General features: G+C 69.0%; 15 protein-coding genes. 11 read left to right on the top strand and 4 right to left on the bottom strand.

What is annotated here, in order from left to right; all coding sequences use genetic code 11:
* Positions 1-196 precede the first annotated feature (196 nt).
* On the top strand, positions 197-2,164 hold the full coding sequence (locus tag DBO33_RS32935) for a serine/threonine-protein kinase (RefSeq protein WP_234391166.1): 1,968 nt from the start codon (positions 197-199) through the stop codon (positions 2,162-2,164).
* Positions 2,165-2,174: 10 nt separating this feature from the next.
* Here the strand turns inward: DBO33_RS32935 and DBO33_RS32930 are convergent, their stop codons facing one another.
* The 3 genes from DBO33_RS32930 to DBO33_RS32920 are packed head-to-tail and all read right to left on the bottom strand — an operon-like array spanning position 2,175 to position 5,737.
* Entirely contained in the window at positions 2,175-4,667 is a 2,493-nt protein-coding gene (locus tag DBO33_RS32930; RefSeq protein WP_107658520.1) for an ABC transporter permease, read from the bottom strand.
* Positions 4,664-5,371 (bottom strand): ABC transporter ATP-binding protein, encoded by a 708-nt coding sequence (locus DBO33_RS32925; protein ID WP_107658519.1) that lies wholly within the window; start codon positions 5,369-5,371, stop codon positions 4,664-4,666. Before DBO33_RS32925 ends, DBO33_RS32930 begins: the two co-directional genes overlap by 4 nt.
* Positions 5,372-5,416: 45 nt before the next feature.
* A complete protein-coding gene (locus DBO33_RS32920; RefSeq protein WP_107658518.1) occupies positions 5,417-5,737 on the bottom strand; it encodes a hypothetical protein in 321 nt (106 codons plus the stop codon).
* A 157-nt stretch (positions 5,738-5,894) separates the two neighbouring features.
* On the opposite strand from DBO33_RS32920, the gene DBO33_RS32915 reads away from it, so the two are divergent.
* The 10 genes from DBO33_RS32915 to gatB all read left to right on the top strand — a co-directional run bounded on the left by DBO33_RS32915 (position 5,895) and on the right by gatB (position 18,965).
* Complete coding sequence (locus DBO33_RS32915) at positions 5,895-7,220, top strand: sensor histidine kinase (protein WP_107658517.1); 1,326 nt, start codon at positions 5,895-5,897, stop codon at positions 7,218-7,220.
* 55 nt (positions 7,221-7,275) lie between these two features.
* Complete coding sequence (locus tag DBO33_RS32910) at positions 7,276-7,971, top strand: response regulator (protein WP_107658516.1); 696 nt, start codon at positions 7,276-7,278, stop codon at positions 7,969-7,971.
* 61 nt (positions 7,972-8,032) lie between these two features.
* Positions 8,033-10,630: a serine/threonine-protein kinase gene (locus DBO33_RS32905; protein WP_234391165.1), complete on the top strand. Its 2,598-nt coding sequence runs from the start codon at positions 8,033-8,035 to the stop codon at positions 10,628-10,630.
* Positions 10,631-10,682: 52 nt separating this feature from the next.
* A complete protein-coding gene (locus DBO33_RS32900; protein ID WP_107658514.1) occupies positions 10,683-11,510 on the top strand; it encodes a serine hydrolase in 828 nt (275 codons plus the stop codon).
* 110 nt (positions 11,511-11,620) lie between these two features.
* On the top strand, positions 11,621-13,168 hold the full coding sequence (locus DBO33_RS32895; protein WP_234391164.1) for a serine/threonine-protein kinase: 1,548 nt from the start codon (positions 11,621-11,623) through the stop codon (positions 13,166-13,168).
* Positions 13,169-13,240: 72 nt separating this feature from the next.
* Complete coding sequence (locus tag DBO33_RS32890; protein WP_107658513.1) at positions 13,241-14,275, top strand: ATP-dependent 6-phosphofructokinase; 1,035 nt, start codon at positions 13,241-13,243, stop codon at positions 14,273-14,275.
* Between the two features lie 77 nt (positions 14,276-14,352).
* On the top strand, positions 14,353-14,796 hold the full coding sequence (locus tag DBO33_RS32885) for a hypothetical protein (RefSeq protein WP_107658512.1): 444 nt from the start codon (positions 14,353-14,355) through the stop codon (positions 14,794-14,796).
* A gap of 72 nt (positions 14,797-14,868) precedes the next feature.
* Positions 14,869-16,038, top strand: coding sequence for an MAB_1171c family putative transporter (locus DBO33_RS32880; protein WP_107658511.1), 1,170 nt, complete (start codon positions 14,869-14,871; stop codon positions 16,036-16,038).
* The gene (locus DBO33_RS32875; RefSeq protein WP_107658510.1) at positions 16,020-17,405 is read left to right on the top strand and encodes an alpha/beta hydrolase family protein; all 1,386 of its coding nucleotides are present in this window, start codon (positions 16,020-16,022) and stop codon (positions 17,403-17,405) included. Before DBO33_RS32880 ends, DBO33_RS32875 begins: the two co-directional genes overlap by 19 nt.
* Before the next feature lie 54 nt (positions 17,406-17,459).
* The gene (gene gatB / locus DBO33_RS32870) at positions 17,460-18,965 is read left to right on the top strand and encodes an Asp-tRNA(Asn)/Glu-tRNA(Gln) amidotransferase subunit GatB (protein WP_107660797.1); all 1,506 of its coding nucleotides are present in this window, start codon (positions 17,460-17,462) and stop codon (positions 18,963-18,965) included.
* 305 nt (positions 18,966-19,270) lie between these two features.
* On the opposite strand, the gene DBO33_RS32865 is transcribed toward gatB, so the two are convergent.
* Positions 19,271-20,374: a PQQ-dependent sugar dehydrogenase gene (locus tag DBO33_RS32865; RefSeq protein ID WP_107658509.1), complete on the bottom strand. Its 1,104-nt coding sequence runs from the start codon at positions 20,372-20,374 to the stop codon at positions 19,271-19,273.
* Between the last annotated feature and the right edge of the window lie 24 nt (positions 20,375-20,398).

Here is a 20,398-nt window from a genome sequence, read left to right as displayed (position 1 = left end):
CGATCGGTAACCGGGCGTTAGGCCATTATGAACGCGTCATAGATCGTTGACGTGACCATGATGTCTCCACCATAGTTTCACCGATTTCCCGTAAGAATTCGAAACGGCGTGGCCACGGGGTTACCGGTTATGCTCCAAGCTCTGTGTGACGCGCTCGGACGTGACATCCGGGGGCCGCGGTCGACCTGAAGGGAACGTGTTGCTGACCAGCGGTGAGGTTTTCGCCGGATTCACCATCGAGAAGCTGCTCGGGCAGGGCGGCATGGGCTCGGTGTATCTGGCCCGCCATCCCAGGCTGCCGCGGCAGACCGCGCTGAAACTGCTCAACCGTGAGCTGTTCACCGATACCGAGGTGCGGGCGCGGTTCGAGCGGGAAGCCGATCTGGCCGCCCAGCTCGATCATCCGAACATCGTCGCGGTGTACGACCGCGGCACCGAGGACGACCAGCTGTGGATCTCCATGCAGTACGTCGACGGCATCGACGCGGCGACGGTGACGCCGCAGAAGCTGCCGCCGGAGCGGGCCGTGCAGATCATCGAAGGCGTCGCCGGGGCCCTGGATTACGCGCACGGCATGGGTGTGCTGCACCGCGATGTGAAGCCCGCCAACATCATGCTGGCCCGGTCCAGCGGCGGGCATCGCGAGCGGGTGTTCCTCACCGACTTCGGCATCGCCCGGCTGCGTGAGGATTCCACGCATCTGACGCAGACCGGTATGTTCACCGCGACCCTGGCCTACGCCTCGCCGGAGCAGATGACCGGCGCGCACCTGGACCACCGCTCCGACCAGTACTCGCTGGCGTGCGCGCTGTACTGGTTGCTCACCGGGGTCGCGCCGTTCGACGCGCCCGCCCCGGCCGACATCATCCGCGGGCACCTGCAGTTACCGCCGCCGTCCGCGTCCGCGCTGCGGGCCGGTCTGCCGCCCGCGCTGGACGCGGTCATCGCCGTGGCGATGGCGAAACGTCCCGACCAGCGGTTCGCGTCGTGTCTCGACTTCGCCACTGCCGCAAAGCAAGCACTCGCCGGGCAGCTGCCGCAGATGCCCACCGCCGTGCAGTACACCGCGCCGCCTGCTCCGACGGTGCTCGCGCAGCCGCCGAGTCAGGGTTCGTACCAGGCGGCACCGCCGTCGTACGCGGGCCCGGCCCCGACCTACGCCGCGCCGCAGTACACGTCGGGCGCTGTTGCCGGGCAACAGTTCCCGTCCGCCGGAACCGGCTATTCGGCGCCGCCGCAGCAGGCTGTTGGTGGACAGTCGTCCGCACCGGTCAGCCAGGCCGGCGTCGGCTATTCGCCGCCTAATTCCGCTGCCGGACAGACTTTCCCGCCGGTGAATCAGGCCGGCGGCGGCTACGCGCCCAGTTCCGGCGCTGACCAGTCGTTTCCACCGGTGGGCCAGGCCGGTGGTGGCTATTCGCCCAATTCCGGAGGCGGACAAGCCTTCCCACCGATGAGTTACGGCCCAGCGGGTGCCGCCCAGGGCTACCCCGTCCCGCAGGCCCGGCGCTCGAACACCGGCCTGCTCGCGGTGATCGCCCTGATCGTCGTGGTCGTGCTGGTGGTCGCCGGGGTGGTGCTGACGAAACTGCTGGATTCGGACTCGGCGGACCCGCTGGACGTCGGTAAGCCACCCACGGCGGACACGTCCGCCGATCCGTCGCTCGTCGCCAAGGCCTTCCCGAAGATCCTCCCGCAGGGCGTCGACACCCAATACGGAATCGGCACCGGCAAGGGCTATCACGACAAGACCTGCTTCCTGGACACCGCCAAGGCAGGCGAGAAGATCTCCAGCGACGACGACGTGCCCGCCTTCCCGAAGTGGGAGACGGGCTGGAACTGCTGGGGCGTGCCGATCGCCGAGCCGGACTTCATCGTGGTCGCCTTCAAGACGCCCGAGGACGCCAAGGCCGCGGTGCGCGACCTGCCGTCCAATACCAAGGCGACCGAGCGCAACGGCGGCAAGTCCTACACCACCTATCGGTGGCAGAAGGCCGACGGCGGCTTCCCCGACGGGTTCCTGGTGGTGAGCTTCGAAGCCGATCCGGCGCGGTCGAACTACCTGTTCTTCGCCAAGGTGACGCTCACCGACAGCCAACCGGAATCCGGATTCGGCATGACCCAGCAGAAGTTCAAGACCTGGTTCACCGGATTGCCGTTGTAGCCACCGGTATTCAGTCGACCGCCAGCGCCGCCACGATCGGCAGCCGTCCGGCCCGCAGTGCGGGCGGGATCGAACCGAGCAGTGCGAGCGCGAGTGCGATGGTTCCGTAGACCAGCAGCATCGGGCTCGGCTGGTAGACGACGTCGATGGTGAGCGCGTGCGCCATGGCGAGGGTGGCCAGGTATTGCACGGCGATGCCGACGACGAGACCCAGTGCCGCGCCGATCAATCCGATGCCCGCCGCCTCGGCGAGCACCGAACGCATCAGGAATTGGCGGCTGGTGCCCATGGCCCGCAGCACGCCGAGTTCCCTGCGGCGTTCGAGCACCGACAGCATCAAGGTGTTCAGCAGGGCCACGGTGGCCACCAGCACCACGATCCAGAGGATGGCGTTGCTCATCGCCGAGCCCTGTTCGATGCTGGAGGTGGCCGCGATGACCGCGTTGGCTCCGGTGTCCACGTGCATCTCCGGCGGTACCAGTTGCCGGATCGCCGCCTGCACGGCCGCGGGATCCGCGCCGGGTGCGATGTTCACGGCGACGATAGTTTCGCCGGGTCGCTCGTACCATGTGCGCAGCAGGTCGAGATCCATCATCACGACGCCGGAGATCGCCGAGAAGTACGGAATCACTTGCAGCACAGTGACGGTGCGTGGGCCGGTGGGGGTAGGCAGGGTCAGCTGGGCGCCGACGTGCACGCCGAGCGACTTCGCCACGTCACGCGAGATCACCACGCCCGCACCGGCGGACAGCCCCGCGGCGACCGCGTCGTCCAGCATCCGCATTCGGGTCTGCCGTGCGCTGGGCGGGAAGCCCTGCAACATCACCCGGCCGCTGCCGAGGGTGGCGAAAGCCATTTGTGCCGGACTGACCTCGGCCACGCCGGGGACCGCCGCGATCCGGTCGGCCAGTCCGGCGGGCAGCAGCGGGCCGGTCGGAAACTGTGCCCTCGAGGCGGGGCTGACGTACAGATCGGTGCTGGCCAGGTCGTCGAACGTGGTGGTGGCCGAATCCACCATGTTATTCGACGCCCCGCTCATCGCGACGGTCGCCGCGACCCCGATCAGCACGGTCATCGCGGTCGCCCACACCCGGCGCGGTGCGCGTTCCAGCGTGGTCGCGCCGAGTGCACCGGGCGCGCCGAACGCGCGCGCGATGGCCGCCGCCGCTCGGACGAGCGGACCGGTCGCGGCGAAGCAAAGCGCGATGGCCGCGACGAACGCGGTCGAGATGGCGCCGAGCGAATAGCGCCCGAGGTCCACCGTGGCGATCGCGACCGCCAGCGCGGCCAGCCCGAGACCCGCGACGACCGCGGCCCAGCGCACCAGCGGGCTCGTCGTATCCGCACTGTTGGCACCGACCGGGACCAACGCCTCGATGGGCTCCACCTTGTACACCTGGCGGGTGGCCAACCCGGCGGCGGTCACGCTGGCGACCACGCAGGCGGCGATGGCGACCGGAATCGCGTAGCCGGGCACCAGATACTCGGTGCGCGCCTCCACCGACGACATGATGGCGACCGGCAACTGGTCGATCGCCAGGCGCCCCATGAAGATACCGAGCATCGCGCCGACGGCGCCGCCGAGCAGGCCGAGCAGCGCGGCCTCGGCGAGCAGATCCCGCACCATCGGCCCGCGCTTGCCGCCGATGGCCCGCAGCAGCGAGAGCATGGGTCTGCGCTGGGCGATGGCCATGCTCATGGCGTTGTAGATGAGGAAGGCCGAAACGATCAGCGCCGCAGCCGAAGCCATCATGGTGGAGTACCGCACCAGCTGCACGGCGCCGCCTGCCTGGGCGGTGCGCAGGCTCGGGTCGGCGACCACCGCCCGGCCATCGACGGCCGCGGTGAGTTCGGCGCGCAAGGCCTCGACCGAAATGCCCTGTGCCGGAACGACCTGAATGGAATCCAATCGGCCGATCCGCCCGGTGACCTGCTGCGCGAGCCCGAGCGGCGCGGCGACGATATGGCCACCGTTGAGCTGTTTCGACGTCTCCTCGTCGAGCACGCCTGCGACGGTGACGGTTCCGGAACCCAGGACGAACCGCGCACCCTCCGCATGTCCCATGGCGGTACCGACCAGGACGCCGTTGGGCACCGTGAGCAGCTTGCCGACGTGCGCGGTCATCGGCCCGGCCAGTCCGCCCCCCAGCGCGCCGATATTCTGGTCGGCCCCGATCAGCAGGGCCCGGTCCGCGCCCGCGCCGATCTGCGCGCGCAGCATCGGCACTGCCTTGTCCACCCCGGGCGTGGCCGCGACACGTTGCAGCAGTTGCTGATCGAAGCCCGCGTCGGTGACGCCGGTGACCTCCAGCGCGGCCCGGCCGCCGAGGCTGTGCGTCAGCCGATCCACCGACCCGGTGACCGAGCCGGAGATGCTCAGCACCGCGACGAGCAGTCCCGCCGATACTCCCATCACCACGAGGGACAGCACGGTCCGCCCGCGATGGACGAGAAGTTCCCGGATATTGAACAGCCGCAAGCGATCCCATGCGGCGCCGATCATGCGCTGACCGACCGCTCGGCGGGCTCGTTGGACCCGATCTTGCCGTCGCGCAACGTGATCACCCGGTCGCAGTAGGTCACCGCGCTCATATCGTGGGTCACCATCACCACCGAATTACCCGAACCGGCGATCTCACCGAGCAGCTCCAGGATGGACGCGCCGGTCTTGGAATCCAGGTTGCCGGTGGGCTCGTCGGCCAGGATCAACGGCGGATCCATCATCATCGCCCGGGCCACCGCGACCCGCTGCATCTGACCGCCGGACAGCTCGGCAGGCCGATGGCCCGCTCGATCGCTCAACCCGACGCGGTCGAGCAGCTCCAGCGCGCGCGGCTCGGCCTTGCGTAACCCGGTGCCGTCCAGCAGCTTCGGGATCGCGACGTTCTCCCACGCGGACAGTGTCGGCAGCAGGTTGAAGAACTGGAAGATGAAACCGACCCGGTGCCGGCGGAACTCGGACTGGCGCTCGTCGTCCATCCCGCCGATCTCGGTGCCCTGGAACAGGATCGAGCCCGCGTCCGGAGTGTCCAGCGCGCCGAGCAGGTGCAGCAGCGTGCTCTTGCCGGAGCCGGACGGCCCGATGATCGAGGTGAACTCGCCCGGCTCGATGCGCAGACTGATCGCGTCCAGCGCGCGGACCGTCTGCCCGCCGACTCGGTATTCCTTGGTCACGTCGGATAATTCGAGCATGGTCGGATCCGGCATAGCTGCCCCCACTCTGTTCGGTCGGTCAGATGTTCGTCCGCCGCGCTAGCGCGCCATGGCCTCCGGCGCGTAGTGGCGGCGACGATACTGGGCATCGAGGACGGCGCGCAGCACCGGTTGCTCGGCGGCCAGCTCCAGATAAGCATCGATGGCCGACTGTCCTTGGGACATCGCCTGATCCAGCTTGGCGTCGAGATGGATGTTCCAGCGATAGCGCAGGGCGAGCAGCAAACCCTCCGCGCCGCCGAACAGTCGCTCCAGCTCCGGAATCCCGGTGAACAGGTGCGGATCGCCCGGATCGACGGCGGCCCGGGCCAGGACGGTGTGCACAACTTCCGTGCGAGCGTGCTGATCTTTCCAGGACATGAGCCTCGCCTCCCTGTGACGCTGTGACTCACGCTACGGACGAGCCGGTCGGCCTGTCTTCGTGCCACGGACCCGAATCGATCTCCGCCCACGGTAGGAGAAGCGACCCGCTCCAGGAACGATGTACGGGCCGCGAGCGGGCGGTTAGCCTTACCGCATGGGTGTGATCGGCGTCTCCGCCCCGGCCGGCGAGCCGAGGCCGGCGACCCGCGTGGGGCGGCGCGTGGTCGTCGGTCTGCGCCGCAGCGGGGAACGGATCGCCGAGTTCGCCAGACAACCGGTGGCCTCGTTCCAGCGGCGGGTCGAGGAACTGCCCTTCGACTATCCGCCGTCGGTCATCATCGCGGTCGATCTGGCGTTGGTCATCGTCGCCATCGGCGCGGCGATCCAGCGGCACAGCTACTTTCCGACCGCCCTTCCGATCCTGGCCGTGCTGCTGACCTCCGCGTTCGGCCCGATGTACGCGTTCCTCGGGGTGATGCCACGGCCGGTGACGCTCGGGCTGTTCGCGATGGCGGCCGAGGCGCTGTTCCTCCTCCAGCCGGTCTCGCCGGATCTCGCACCTTTCGTGCTCGTCGCCGCGGCGGGTGAGGTGTCGGCGATCGCGGCCAAGCGGATCAGCGTGCCGGTGACCGCCGCGATGATGCTCGAACTGGTCCTGTTCGACATCTACGGGAACCTGTCGGAGGGCTTGCCGACCTATCTCGTCACCGTTGCGTTCGGGTGGATGGTCGGTGTGCTGCTGCAATATCAGCGGCGCTTCCTCTATCAGGAGCGCGGCTACCAAGACATCCGCGCGGCCCAGGCCGCCGACGAGGAACGCCGCCGGATCGCCCGCGAGGTGCACGACGTGATCGCGCACTCGCTGAGCATTACGCTGCTGCATCTCACCGCGGCACGGCACGCGCTGCAGACCGACCGCGACGTCGACGAGGCGGTGGAATCGCTCACCGACGCTGAACAACTCGGCCGTCAGGCCATGGCCGATATCCGGCGCACCGTCGGGCTGCTCGACGCGCGACCGTCGAAACACGTGCCGGAACCGGGCGTGGAGGACATCGCGGCGTTGGTCGACGACTTCGCCAGGGCCGGGCTGGACGTGCGCTACGTGTGCGCCGAGGACCTGCGTGCGGTGTCGCCCGCGGTCGGGCTCGCGCTGTATCGGATCGGGCAGGAGTCGCTGGCCAATGTCGTCAAGCACGCGCCGGGCGGGTCCGCGCTCGTCCAGGTGGCGGTGGACGCGGCCGCGGTGACACTGACGGTGCACAACACGTTGCCCGCCGGCCTGCCCGCGCAACCGGGTACCGGAATGGGCCTGTCGGGGATGGTGCAGCGGGCCGAACTGCTCGGCGGCCGCATCATCGCGGGCCCGGACGACGGCGGCTGGTCGGTCCGCGCGTCCATCCCGCTGGCTCCGGTCCGCGGCGCGTGCCTCCTGTCGGGCAGTCCGCTCGGCTCGGCGGCGAGCCGGGAGGCGGGATGACGACCCGCCGCACCACACAGACGGGGTGCGTTCCCCGCAACGCACAGGAGGCTCTGTGACAGCGGCATCACCAGCGGGCGCCGAGGACGCGGTGACCGTCCTGGTCGTCGACGACCAGGAGTTGGTGCGCGGCGGACTGCGCCGGATCCTGCGCCGCCGGGACGGCTTCGTCGTCAGCGAATGCGCCGACGGCGACGAGGTGGTCGCCGCGGTGGCGGCCGCGCGGCCCGACGTGGTGCTGATGGATCTGCGGATGAAACGCGTCGGCGGCATCGACGCCACCCGCCTGCTGCGCTCGCGCGACGGATCACCGCCGGTGCTGGTGCTGACCACCTTCGACGACGATCAGCTGCTGTCGGGTGCGCTGCGCGCGGGCGCGGCCGGGTTCATTCTCAAGGATTCGCCCGCCGAGGACCTGATCCGCGCGGTGCGCATGGTCGCCGGTGGTGGCGCCTGGCTCGACCCGTCGGTCACCGAACGCGTGCTGTCGGCCTATCGCACCGTGCGGCCGAGCGCGACACGCACGAGCGCCCGGTTGTCCGATCTCACAGCGCGCGAGTACGAGGTGCTCGAATTGATCGGGCGCGGCCGGGTGAACACGGAGATCGCCCGCGAACTGGGTATCTCGGAAGTGACCGTGAAAAGCCATGTCGGACACATATTCGGCAAGCTCGAGCTGCGGGATCGGGCCGCCGCGATCGTCTTTGCGTTTGACCACGGGGTGGTGACACCCGGAGAATCCACTCTTTGACGGGCCGGTGTTGCGAGAGTTATGCGTGCACATCCGGCCCGGGATGTGGAGGATTGACGGGGTGGAGGCACCTGGGCCCAGAACCGGTACACGGTTCGGGCCGTACGAATTGCGGTCACTGCTGGGCAAGGGGGGCATGGGCGAGGTCTACGAGGCCTATGACACGGTGAAAGACCGAGTGGTGGCGGTCAAGCTGCTGCACGAGGAACTCGCCGGTGACCCCGCGTACCAGGTGCGGTTCCGGCGCGAATCCCAGGCGGCCGCGCGGGTCGCCGAGCCACACATCGTGCCCATCCACGACTGGGGCGTCATCGACGGCGTGCTGTTCATCGACATGCAGCTGGTGCCCGGCGTCGACCTGCGCACCCTGCTGCGCAAGGAAGGACCGCTGAGTCCGGTCCGCGCGGTGAACATCGTCGAACAGATTGCCTCCGCGCTGGACGCCGCGCACGCGGGCGGACTGGTGCACCGCGACGTCAAGCCGGCCAACATTCTCGTCACCGCGGCCGATCACGCCTTCCTCGCCGACTTCGGCATCGCGCACACCGAGGGCGACAGCGCCGTCACGATGGTCGGCATGGCCGTCGGCTCCTACATCTACATGGCGCCGGAACGATTCGACGTCGCCCAGGTGACCGGCCGCGCCGACATCTATTCGCTGTCCTGCGTGCTGCACGAGTGCCTGACGGGGGCCTCGCCTTTCCCGGCCGCCAGCATGAACGTGCTGATCCGATCGCATCTCTCCGAGACGCCGCCGCGGCCGAGCTCCCAGCAGGCGGGCATCCCGGCCGGCCTCGACGCGGTGATCAGCCGCGGCATGGCCAAGGATCCGGCCGATCGGTGGCCGACCGCGTCCGCCATGGCCTTGGCGGCGCGGGCCGCGCTCAGCAGTGCGCCCTCGACGGGCGTGCCGGAGGCGAGCGCACCGGTGGCGGGGGCGAATTCGGCGGGTGCGCCGAGTGTGTCGCCGCCGATCGGGGCGCCCAATGTGCCGCCGCCGACCGGTCCGATGCTGGTGGTTCGTGCGCCCGGCGCGGGTGGCGTGCCGCCGGAGTCGACGGGGGAGATCTCCGCCGTGATCCTGCCGAGCGCGCCGACCGTGGTGCGGCCGACCGAGATCCAGTTCACGACGCTGTCGTCAGCGCAGGAACCCACGCCGCCGCTCGCGCCGACGCCGCGATGGACACCCGATCAGGGTCTGCCGCCGGTGCGGCCGTTCCCGGACGCGCATCTGTACTCGGAGGAGTCCGGGGGACAGGCGTATTCGGAGCATGGTGGGGGACCGGAGTATCCGGATCGGTCCGGACAGCCGTATCCGGGGTCTGCCGGGGGACCGGCTTACTCGGAGCAGTCCGGCGGGCAGCGGTACTCGGATCAGCCTGGGGGACCGCCGTACTCGGAGCAGCCCGGACGGAATCATTCGGAGCCGCTCGGCGGCGAACCGTATTCGGGTCGGCCCGGAGGACTGCCCTATTCGGATCCGGCCGCGGGGCAAAGGTACTCGGACGGGCCCGGTCGGCAGCCGTATTCGGAGCAGCCTGAGAGGCCGCCGTACTCGGATCAACCCGGGCGACCGCCGTACTCGGATCAGCCTGGTCGGCAGCCGTATTCGGAGCAGCCGGGCGGACGGCAGTACCCGGATCGTGCCGATGACGGACCGTACTCGGAACAGTCCGGCGACCAGCCGTATTCGGATCGCCAGGGACAGCCGTATCCGGGGCACCCAGGTGCGCAAGCCTATTCGGCTGAGCCCGACCAGCCGTATGCGGAACATCCTGGGGCGCAGGCGTATTCGGAGGACAAGCCCTTAGTCGGCGGTCAAGCATACTCGGCCGCCCAGCAATACGAGCCGACGCGCTTCCCTGATGAACCCGGCTTCGGGCGACCCCCGGGCGCCGACGACTATCCCTCCGATCACCAGCCCACCGAGGTCTATGCGGCACCGGGTGGGTACACGCCGCCGGAAGCCTATTCCGCACCGGACGACTACTACGCCCCCGCAAGTTTTTCCGAGCCAGGCAGTCACGCGCGCCCCGACTACCCGCCGCAGAGCAACTACGCGAGCCGCAGCGAATACCCGGATCAGGGCTACGCGCCGGAGTACGACGACTATGACCCCGAGGAAGAGCCGTACTCGACCGGCAAGCGCCGATCGATCGTGCTGCCCATCCTGATCGCGGTGGTGGTGATCGTCGTAGTGGCGGTCGTCGGAGTGGTGGGCTGGCAGGTGTTCACCTCCACCAACGTCGCAAAGCCCACCGATCAGCAGGCAACCGCTCCGGTACCGACGGCCGGCCCGCAACAACCACAGGCGCCGGGCAGTCCGTCGGCACCGCCGGCCACCTCCTCCACCCCGGCCAAGACGACCACGGCGGTTCCCCTGCCCGCCGGTGCGAAGCCGTGCACCCAGGGCGATTCGGGCTCGGGTTCGTTCACCAAGTCCGCCACCGGCTCCGCCGCGACGACGTGCGCGTTCGCCGAGGAAGTCCGGCGGGCGTACGCCGAGGCGAGCCCCGGGAGCACCACCTCGCGGAACGCACCGCGCACCGTGGTGGCGACCAGCCCGGTGACCGGCCGGACCTACACGATGAATTGCCTCAGTGAAGGCCAGCTCGTCACGTGCAGTGGCGGCGAAAATGCGGTGGTGTATGTATATTGATCGATCCCGCGCGGCTCGTGTTCGAAAAGCATTGAGCTGTGCGGCATTAGCCGTGTTCCTGGTGGCCGGATGCGGGTCGGGCACCGACCGTTCGGACGCGGACGAGACCAGCATTACCGAGGCCGCGTCGCACGCGGACCAAAAGGGCCTGTCCATCACCGTCCCCGGCACCCTGGCCGCGAGCGTCGCGGAACTACAGGCCGGGGTGCGCGGCCGTCTCGGCTTGGCGATCATGCCGGTGGGCGGTGATCAGGTGGTCAGCTTCGGCGACTGGACCACCGGCCCCGCCTGGTCGACCATGAAGGTGCCGTTGACCATTGCCGCGCTGCGGCGCAGTCCGGGTAACGCCTCCTATGCCGTGTCGGCCGCCCTCACCGCGTCCGACAACGCCGCCGCCGACACGCTGTGGCAATCGCTCGGCACGAATCAGGAAGCGGCACAGGCGGTGCAGTCGGTGCTGCGCGAGGGCGGCGACACCAAGACCACCGTGCCTGCCACCCGGGCCAGGTCCGAGCATTCGGCCTTCGGCCAGGCGGAATGGTCACTGGCCGAACAGGTTCGGTTCGCCTCGCGACTGCCCTGCTTGCCGCAGTCCGCGACCGTGATCAACCTGATGGAGCAGGTGCAATCGGCCCAGCGCTGGGGCCTCGGGGCGTTCAGCGGCGCCGAGTTCAAGGGTGGCTGGGGCCCGGACGCCTCGGGCGCGTACCTGGTCCGGCAGTTCGGCTTGATCTCCACGCCGTCCGGGCAGATCGCGATCGCGTTCGCGGCCCAGCCGGACTCCGGCGCGTTCTCCGACGGGATGACGATGCTGGACAAGCTGTCCACCGTTATCTCCCAGCACTTGGACGAGCTGTCGGGCGGTCGCTGTCCTGCCTGATCAGCCGAGTTGCACCGGGTAACGGCAACCCCTGACAATCCCGACGTAACGGATGTAGGCCGCCGGGCCTGCGGTGCGCCGGGTCGCGCATGTGAGGTGGAGGTGACGGGGTGGACGGACCGCGGACCAGAATCGGAACTCGATTCGGTCCTTACGAGCTGCGCTCGCTGCTGGGCCGCGGTGGCATGGGCGAGGTCTACGAGGCCTACGACACGGTGAAGGACCGGGTCGTCGCGGTCAAGCTGCTGCCGACCGAGCTCGCGAAAGACCCGATGTTCCAGCAGCGGTTCCGCCGGGAATCGCAGGCGGCCGCGCGGGTGGCCGAGCCGCACGTCATCCCGATCCACGACTGGGGCGAGATCGACGGCGTGCTCTACATCGACATGCGGCTGGTCCGCGGCCATGATCTGCGCTCGGTGCTGCGCGGTGAGGGACCGCTGACACCGGCCCGCGCGATCGGCATCGTCGAGCAGATCGCCGCCGCGCTGGACGCCGCGCACGCGGAGGGGCTGGTGCACCGGGATGTCAAGCCGGCCAACATCCTCGTCACCGCCTCGGACTTCGCCTACCTCGCCGATTTCGGCATCGCCAGGTCCGCCGACGATCCCAGCATGACCGGCACCGGCGACGCCGCGGTCGGCTCCTACAGCTACATTTCGCCGGAACGCTTCGAGAACGGTCCGGTCACCGGCACCGCCGACGTCTACTCGCTGGCCTGCGTGCTCTACGAATGCCTCACCGGCACAACACCGTTCCGGGCCGAGGCGATGAGTGTGCTGATCCACTCGCATCTTTCGGCGCCGCCGCCGCGCCCGAGTGCGGTTCGAGCGGGGGTGCCCGCCGCCCTGGACGAGGTGATCGCGCGGGGCATGGCCAAGCGGCCGACGGACCGCTACTCGACCGCGGGCGGGTTGGCGTCGGCGGCGAAGTCGGCGCTCACCGGCCGTCCGGTCGTCGCGGTCACCGAGTTGCCGACCGACCAGATGGGCGCGGTATTGCCGAAAGCGCCGCCTACCGTGGTGTTTCCGAATGTCGGTCCCGAACAGCTGCATGCGAATGCCTTGCCGACGGACGCGATGGTGCGCCCGCCGGTCAACGGTCGGCTCGGGGCCGGCCGGATCATGCGGCCGGAACCGAATCGAGAGCACGGCCCCCGCGGCGAAGTCGTGCTGCGCGAACCACATCGCGTCCTGGAGCCGATCCCCGACGCGGATACCGGCCCGAAAGCCGTGGTGGCCCCGGCGAAAGAGGCAGCGCCGCGGCCGCGCCGGTCACGGCGCAGATGGCTGCCGGTGGTCGGCGCGCTGCTCATCGTGCTCGCGCTGACCGGTGTCATCGGCTGGCTGGGGCGGGGCTCCTTCAGTTCCGGCCCCGCATCCCTGACACTCGCCCCGGTGCCGGCCACCGCCAGGGGCTGCGAGACGAAATATCCGCCGGCCGGCCGTTTTCTCTACTCGGCGATCGGCACCGAGGTCACCTCGTGCGAGTTCGCCGAGGAGCTGCGCAAGGCGTACGGCCAGGGATCCGATGCCGCGGGCACCCGCCAGGTGACCGCGTTCAGCCCGCCGCTGCGGCAGAACTTCACCATGGAATGCGTCACCCTGGACGGCCTGGTCACCTGCACCGGCGGGCAGAACGCGATCGTCTACATCTACTGAGTTTCGCGAAAGAGGTTGGCCCATCCGGGGGTCGGCCTGCCGAACCGCGCCGGGCGGGGCAAGATAGCGGCCATGCGCATCGGAGTCTTGACCGGAGGCGGAGACTGCCCCGGACTGAACGCGGTCATCCGTGCTGTCGTTCGCACCGCGAACGGACGTTACGGAGACGCGATCGTCGGGTTCGAGGACGGCTGGCGCGGTCTATTGGAGGATCGCAAGATCCAGATCCACAATGACGACCGCACCGACCGGCTGCTCACCAAGGGCGGCACCATCCTCGGCACCGCCCGCACCAATCCCGACGTGCTGCGCGCCGGGCTCGGCCGGATCAAACGGACCCTGGACGACAACGGCATCGACGCACTCATCCCGATCGGCGGCGAGGGCACGCTCACCGCGGCCAGCTGGCTGGCCGACGAAGGGGTGCCGGTCGTCGGCGTGCCCAAGACCATCGACAACGACATCGACTGCACCGACGTCACTTTCGGCCACGACACGGCGCTGAGCATCGCCAGCGAGGCGATCGACCGGCTGCACACCACCGCGGAATCGCACCAGCGGGTGATGCTGGTCGAGGTGATGGGGCGGCACGCGGGCTGGATCGCGATCAACGCGGGCATGGCGGCGGGCGCACACCTGACGCTGGTGCCCGAGGTGCCCTTCGACGTGGACGAGGTGTGCGCCATGATCAAGCGCCGCTTCCAGCGTGGGGACAAGCACTTCATCTGCGTCGTCGCCGAAGGCTCGCATCCCGCCGAGGATTCCGGTTTCGCCTTGCGGGCGGGCGGTATCGACGAGTTCGGGCATGAACGGTTCACCGGTGTCGCCCAGCAGCTCGGCGCGGAGATCGAACGCCGCATCGGCAAGGAGGTCCGCACCACGGTGCTCGGCCACGTGCAGCGCGGCGGCAGCCCCACCCCGTACGACCGGGTGCTGGCCACCCGGTTCGGCCTGCACGCCGCCGAGGCCGTGCACGCCGGTCAATTCGGGCAGATGGTGGCGTTGCACGGCCCCACCATCGAGCTGGTGCCGCTGGCCGAGGCCACCAAGCAGCTCAAGCGGGTGCCGGACGAGCGCTACCGCGAGGCCGAGGCCTTCTTCGGCTGATCCGAATTCGCCAGGGAGCCAGCCGATCAGCGGATGCTCGGCGGTGCGGTAGCGGCTGCCGGGTTACGCTGGCGGGCATGGCCGACTTACACGTGAACGACCTGCCGGACGCCGACGTCGCCGTGCTGCGGCGTCGGGCAGGCGCCGCCGGACTCCCGCTGCTGGGTTACGTGCGCGAAGAGCTCATCGCGCTGGCCCGCAAGCGCACCGCCGACGACACGGTCGTGGAGTTCCTGGAGTCCGAAGGCCGCGAGCTCATCCCGGAGATCGACGCGGCCGCCGTCGCCCTCATCGACATCTACGACCTGCCCGCCGACGCCCTGGGCATCTTCGGTCGCCGCGCCTACGCCACCGGCCTGCCGCTCAGCGACTACGTGCGCCAGTCGCTGATCACCTCCGCCCGCCGCAGCACCTTCGACGACGTCATGCTCGAATTCCGCGAGGCCCAAGATCGCGACCCGAGCCTGCACCTCGACATGGACGCCGTCGCCGCCTCGGTCCGCTACGCGCGCGGGGAATGACGGGTTCCGTACCGTCGACTCCGGTAGGTAAACTCCGCCCCCGACGGACTGGTCGGTCAGTAGGGGGCAGTATTGACATCGCCGATCTCCGGGCTGATCGCGTGGCCGGTGATCGGCTACATCGCCATCGTCGGCGTGGGCAGACTGCTCTTCATCAGGAATACGATCTCCGACCAGCTGGTCAATCGTTCGTTCCTGTGGGGTCTGAGTGGCTTGGTGTTGTTCCGCTGCACGCAGACCACGAGTATCAGCAGTGTGGCGAACCAGCTCGCGCTGGGCTGCATCGTCATGTTCATCATGCACCTCTACGGCCTCGCCCGGCTGTGGGAACCCGGTGCGGACCCGGCGGTGACCTGGCGGCGTCAGCGAATCTACAGTGCGGTCGGCGTGGTCGCGGCGGTGCTGACCCTGATCGCCGGGCCGGTCGCCGGACGTGCCGAACAACTGCCTGACCCGAACCCGAACTGGGGTGGGCTCGTCGTCTGGGCCGCGCAGGGAGTTCCCCTGGCGGTGACAACCCTGGTCCAGACCCGGCTGGCACTTCGAGAACTTCGCCGGGAAAACCGGAAACCGCTTGTGAAAGTGGTTGGTGCGCTGATGTTGCTGGCCTATGTGCCCACGTACGTGGCACTGGCGCTCATGGCCGGCGAATTGGTCCTCGGGTGGGACCTGGGGTATCCACCGGTCAGCCGGGCGGAGATCGCCTTCACCTTCGCCGCCGTTCTCGCCGCCACACTCGTCGCAGGTCCGATGGTCGGGCAGTTACTGGAATACGCGAGCTTGGATCGCGACGGACGGATCTGCCGTCGTTTGCGTCCGCTGTGGCGCGACGTCACCGCGGCCGTGCCGGAGATCGTGATGTTCCCCGCTGGTGATGGGCTGACCCGGCGCGACACGACCGCCCGCCTCATACGGATGACTGTCGAGATACGGGACGCGCTACTGCATCTCGGGCCCTACCTGCCTCCCACCCACACCGGGTCTGCGGCGGTTCACCAGGACGTGTCGGAACCGCAGCTGAGGGACTACGCGAACCGCCTCGCACAGGCGGCTGGTGCCCGTCGGGCCGGAATTCCACCGTCGAACACAGGCGTTGTGCAGCAACCCTTTCCGCCCGCGCAGGATTTCGACTCCGAACTCCGCCAGCTGCTGGATTTGGCACGGGTCTGGTCGTCCGCCCGCGCCACGCCGAAGGTGTCACCGGGGATCGGTACTGTTGGGACATGCGCACTGGGCGACTGATCGCGTTGGCACTGTTCGTCATTGCGATGCTGGTGGCGGGCTGCTCTTCGGGATCGGACTCGAATCCGCCCGAGCCGACGACCGGCGACTGGCACGGGGCGATCGAGGTGCCGGGGCGACCGACTCAGATCGGCGTGACGTTCACCGACAAAGGCACGGCCACCATCGACATCCCGTCGCAGGGCGTCAAGGCGGTGGAGTTGAAGGACGTGCGATCCGATCGCAGCGGGGTGTCTTTCGCGATCGCGGACGTTCCGGGCGACCCGAAGTTCCGTGGCGAATACGAACAAGGCCCCGACCAGATCACCGGCGATTTCCTCCAGGGCGGCGAGACGTTCCGGCTCGTGCTGCAGCGCGGCACACTGCCGCCGCCGGTCCGCCCGCAGGAGCCGAAGCCGCCGTTCCCGTACAAAGCGGAGGACGTCACCTACCGCAACGGTGACCTCACCATCGCGGGCACCCTGACCAAACCCGAGGGCACCGGACCGTTCCCCGCGGTCCTGTTGATCACCGGCAGCGGGCCACAGGACCGCGACGAAGAACTGCTCGGCCACAAGCCTTTCCTGCTGATCGCGGACACGTTGACCAGGGCGGGTTACGCCGTCCTCCGGGTCGACGACCGGGGCGTCGGCGGCACCGGCGGCAAGCTGGATGACGCGAACTACACCGACCTGTCCAATGACGCCGCGGCAGGCGTCGGCTTCCTGCGCGGTCGCCCGGACATCGACCCGGCCCGCGTCGGCCTGTTCGGGCACAGCGAAGGCGGCTACCTCGCGCCGATGGTCGCCGCGCGAACCGACAGCGGGGTCGCCTTCGTCATCCTGATGGCCGGGCCGGGCGTCTCGGGTGGCGACGTGCTCGTCGAGCAAACCCGGCTGATCACCAGCGCGAGCGGCGCGCCCGCCGACGCCGTCGACAAACAGGTCCAGGAAACCGCCGAGCTGGCGGCACTGTTGAAGGCGGGTGATCTGGCGGCGGCAAAGGACTTGGTACGCAAGCAGAACGAGGCCAAGCCTGCCGACCAGCGTGCCCCGGAATCCCAGGTCACCGCCGGAATCACGCCGTACCTGGCCGCTCTCGTCGCTTACGATCCGGCTCCGGCGTTGGCGGCACTGCGCGTTCCGGTGCTCGCGTTCTTCGGCGAGAAGGATTTGCAGGTGCCACCCGGCCAGAGCGAGCCTGCGATGCGAGCCGCCCTCGCCGCCAACCCTGATGCGACCGTTCATGTGTTCCCCGGTCTCAACCACCTGATGCAGCCCACCGAGACCGGGCGGCCCGACGAGTACAGCGAGATCGAGACGACTGTCTCGCCGGAGGTGCTCACCTATGTCACCGGCTGGTTGACCCAGCGGGTCCAGCCGAAGTAGGAGTGGGTGTGAGCCCGTGCGTTGTCGCGTGAGGGCTTACATAGAATGTTCGGCATGAGCACACCCACACTCGACTTGATGGATTACTCCGATGTCATTGCCCGGTTCGAGCCGGTGCTTGGCATGGAGGTCCACGTCGAGCTGTCCACCGCGACCAAGATGTTCTGCGGGTGCCCGACCGAATTCGGGGCAGGCCCGAACACCCAGGTGTGCCCGGTGTGCCTCGGTCTGCCCGGTTCGCTGCCGGTGGTGAACGAGAAAGCCGTCGAGTCGGCGATCCGCATCGGGCTCGCGCTGAACTGTTCGATCACCCCGTGGGGCCGGTTCGCGCGCAAGAACTACTTCTACCCGGATCAGCCGAAGAACTACCAGATCAGCCAGTACGACGAGCCGATCGCCACCGAGGGCTACCTCGACGTGCTGCTCGACGACGGCAGCACCTTCCGGGTGGAGATCGAGCGCGCGCACATGGAAGAAGACACCGGCAAGTCGACCCACGTCGGCGGCGCGACCGGGCGTATCCACGGCGCCAGCCACTCGCTGCTCGACTACAACCGGGCGGGTGTGCCGCTGGTCGAGATCGTCACCAAACCGATCACCGGCGCGGGGGAGCGCGCGCCCGAGGTGGCCCGCGCGTACGTCACCGCGCTGCGTGAAGTGCTCCGGTCGCTCAATGTGTCCGACGTCAAGATGGAGCAGGGTTCGCTGCGCTGCGACGCCAACGTGTCGCTGATGCCGATCGGCGCCAAGGAGTTCGGCACCCGCACCGAGACGAAGAACGTGAACTCGCTGCGCAGCGTCGAGGTCGCCGTGCGCTTCGAGATGCGCCGCCAGGCCGCCGTGCTGGCCGGTGGCGGCACCATCGTGCAGGAGACCAGGCACTTCCACGAGACCGACGGCACCACCTCGCCGGGCCGGGTCAAGGAAACCTCCGAGGACTACCGTTACTTCCCCGAGCCCGACCTGGAACCCGTTGCGCCCGAGGCGGAATGGGTCGAGCAGCTGCGCGACACCATCCCGGAGTACCCGTGGCTGCGCCGGTCCCGCATCCAGTCCGACTGGGGACTGTCGGACGAGGTGATGCGCGACCTCGTCAACGCGGGCGCGCTCGACCTCATCATCGCCACCGTCGACGCGGGCGCCCCGGCCAACGAGGCGCGCTCCTGGTGGGTTGCCTACCTGACCGAGAAGGCCAAGGAGCGCGAGGTCGCGCTGGAGGACCTGCCGATCACTCCCGCCCAGGTCGCCGAGGTGATCAACCTGGTCGAGGCCAAGACGGTGAACAACAAGGTCGCCAAGCAGGTCGTCGACTTCGTGCTGGCCGGCGAGGGCGACCCCGCCCAGATCGTCGAGTCCAAGGGGCTCGGCATGGTCAGTGACGACAGCGCTTTGCAGGCCGAGGTGGAGAAGGCGCTCGCTGCGAACCCGGATATCGCCGAGAAGATCCGCTCCGGCAAGGTGCAGGCCGCGGGCAAGATCGTCGGTGACGTGATGAAAGCGACTCGTGGGCAGGCGGATGCGGCGCGCGTGCGGGAGCTCGTGCTGGCGGCCTGCAGCTGAAATCTGCTGGCCTGCAAGGGTTGCAGGCGTTGACGAGGTCGGTTGCGCCATCCGGTAGGCAGTTCGACGCGACGGGGCCGCCGACTGGCTGAGTTGCCTCGCGAAGGTTTGTCGGCGCGGCAGTCGGGCGCATCGACGGGTTGCGTTGCCTCGCAACGGTTGGGCTGTCGTCGGGCGCTGTCGGTTCTCGGTTGCGTCTTTTGCGCGGGGATCGGCTCATCCGCCGAACCTGTTCGGACGCAACTACCTTGGTAACGCAGACGGGCCGACTCCGTGGAGTCGGCCCGTCTACCGTCTGCCGGAGGTTAGTCCGGTCCGTTCCCACCGGCCTGCGGCGGCGGAATGCGTACTACCCGATCGTCATTCGGCCCGGGCTGGCCGTCTGTCTTGTTGACGGTGCCGACCCAGATGGCACCGTCCGCGCCGACGGTCGCGCCGCCGAGCTGCCCGTACTTGTCCTGTGCGATCAGCGTCGGCGCCGAGGTGACCTCGTGGGTGTTGGCGTCGGCCGCCGCGATGGCGAGGGCTTTGCCCTTGGTCAGCGCGATCGCGACCCCGTCGGTCGCGGCGGCGCAGCCCGCAACACCTGGACGGTCGGGCCAGGTCCACGCCGTGGTGACCGCACCGTCGCCGCCGAGTCGCTGCAGCCGGTCCTCGACCGGGGTGCGATCGGTGATCCAGACGCTGTCCTTGCTGTCCCGGCAGATATCGCCGGCGACGCCGATGCCGGACACCGCGATCTCCGCGGAGGCGCCCGGCGCGGGGGAATTGACCCGCAGCAGCTTGCCCGCCAGCGAGGACGGAGAGTTCGCGGCGTCGGGGTTGCCCGCGTCACCGGTCAGCACCAGCATCTGGGTGGGCGTGACGAAATCGATGGCGCCGTGATTTCCGGTGGCGCCCTTGGGGATTCCGGTCAGGATGTCCTTCGGCGGGCCGCCGCCCTGGGCGATGCGGACCACCCGGTTGTCGCTGGGCGTGGTGATGTAGGCGTAGATCAGGCCGTCTTCGCGGAACGTCGGGGAGAGCGCGAGATCGCTGAGCCCGCCGTCGGCGGAGCCATCCACCTCCACCCGCGCGTACTCGCTCGGCGGCGTTTCCGGCGCGACCTTCAGGATGCGCCCGGTGCGCCGCTCGGCGACCAGCGCGCCGTCGCCGAGCGCGACCAGTCCGCCCGTGGTGTCCAGGCAGGTCGCCACCACCGCGGGATCCGGGTCGATGCACGGCCCGCTGGGCCGAGTGGTCGACGTCTGCTCCTGTCCCGGTTTCTTCGGGTCGATGTTCGCCCCATGCAGCGTCGGCTCCGGCGTGAACGGGCTCGACGCCGAATCATCGAACCGCGCGCAGCCGGACACCAGCACGGACCCGAGCACCAAGCTCGCCGCAACGCGACCCACGACAACCAACCTCATAGCTCAGACGTTACGGAAAACCGT

The organism is Nocardia suismassiliense (genome assembly GCF_900269665.1).
Classification (GTDB): Bacteria; Actinomycetota; Actinomycetes; order Mycobacteriales; family Mycobacteriaceae; genus Nocardia; species Nocardia suismassiliense.
The sequence above is the reverse complement of the archived record's forward strand: the minus strand, read 5'-3'. Positions and strand labels throughout refer to the sequence as shown.

Coding starts and splice junctions, on each gene's coding strand:
- DBO33_RS32930 (WP_107658520.1), bottom strand. CDS start 4,667: ATGATCGGCGCCGCATGGGATCGCTTGCGGCTGTTCAATATCCGGGAA.
- DBO33_RS32925 (WP_107658519.1), bottom strand. CDS start 5,371: ATGCCGGATCCGACCATGCTCGAATTATCCGACGTGACCAAGGAATAC.
- DBO33_RS32920 (WP_107658518.1), bottom strand. CDS start 5,737: ATGTCCTGGAAAGATCAGCACGCTCGCACGGAAGTTGTGCACACCGTC.
- DBO33_RS32915 (WP_107658517.1), top strand. CDS start 5,895: ATGGGTGTGATCGGCGTCTCCGCCCCGGCCGGCGAGCCGAGGCCGGCG.
- DBO33_RS32890 (WP_107658513.1), top strand. CDS start 13,241: ATGCGCATCGGAGTCTTGACCGGAGGCGGAGACTGCCCCGGACTGAAC.
- DBO33_RS32885 (WP_107658512.1), top strand. CDS start 14,353: ATGGCCGACTTACACGTGAACGACCTGCCGGACGCCGACGTCGCCGTG.
- DBO33_RS32875 (WP_107658510.1), top strand. CDS start 16,020: ATGCGCACTGGGCGACTGATCGCGTTGGCACTGTTCGTCATTGCGATG.
- gatB (WP_107660797.1), top strand. CDS start 17,460: ATGAGCACACCCACACTCGACTTGATGGATTACTCCGATGTCATTGCC.
- DBO33_RS32865 (WP_107658509.1), bottom strand. CDS start 20,374: ATGAGGTTGGTTGTCGTGGGTCGCGTTGCGGCGAGCTTGGTGCTCGGG.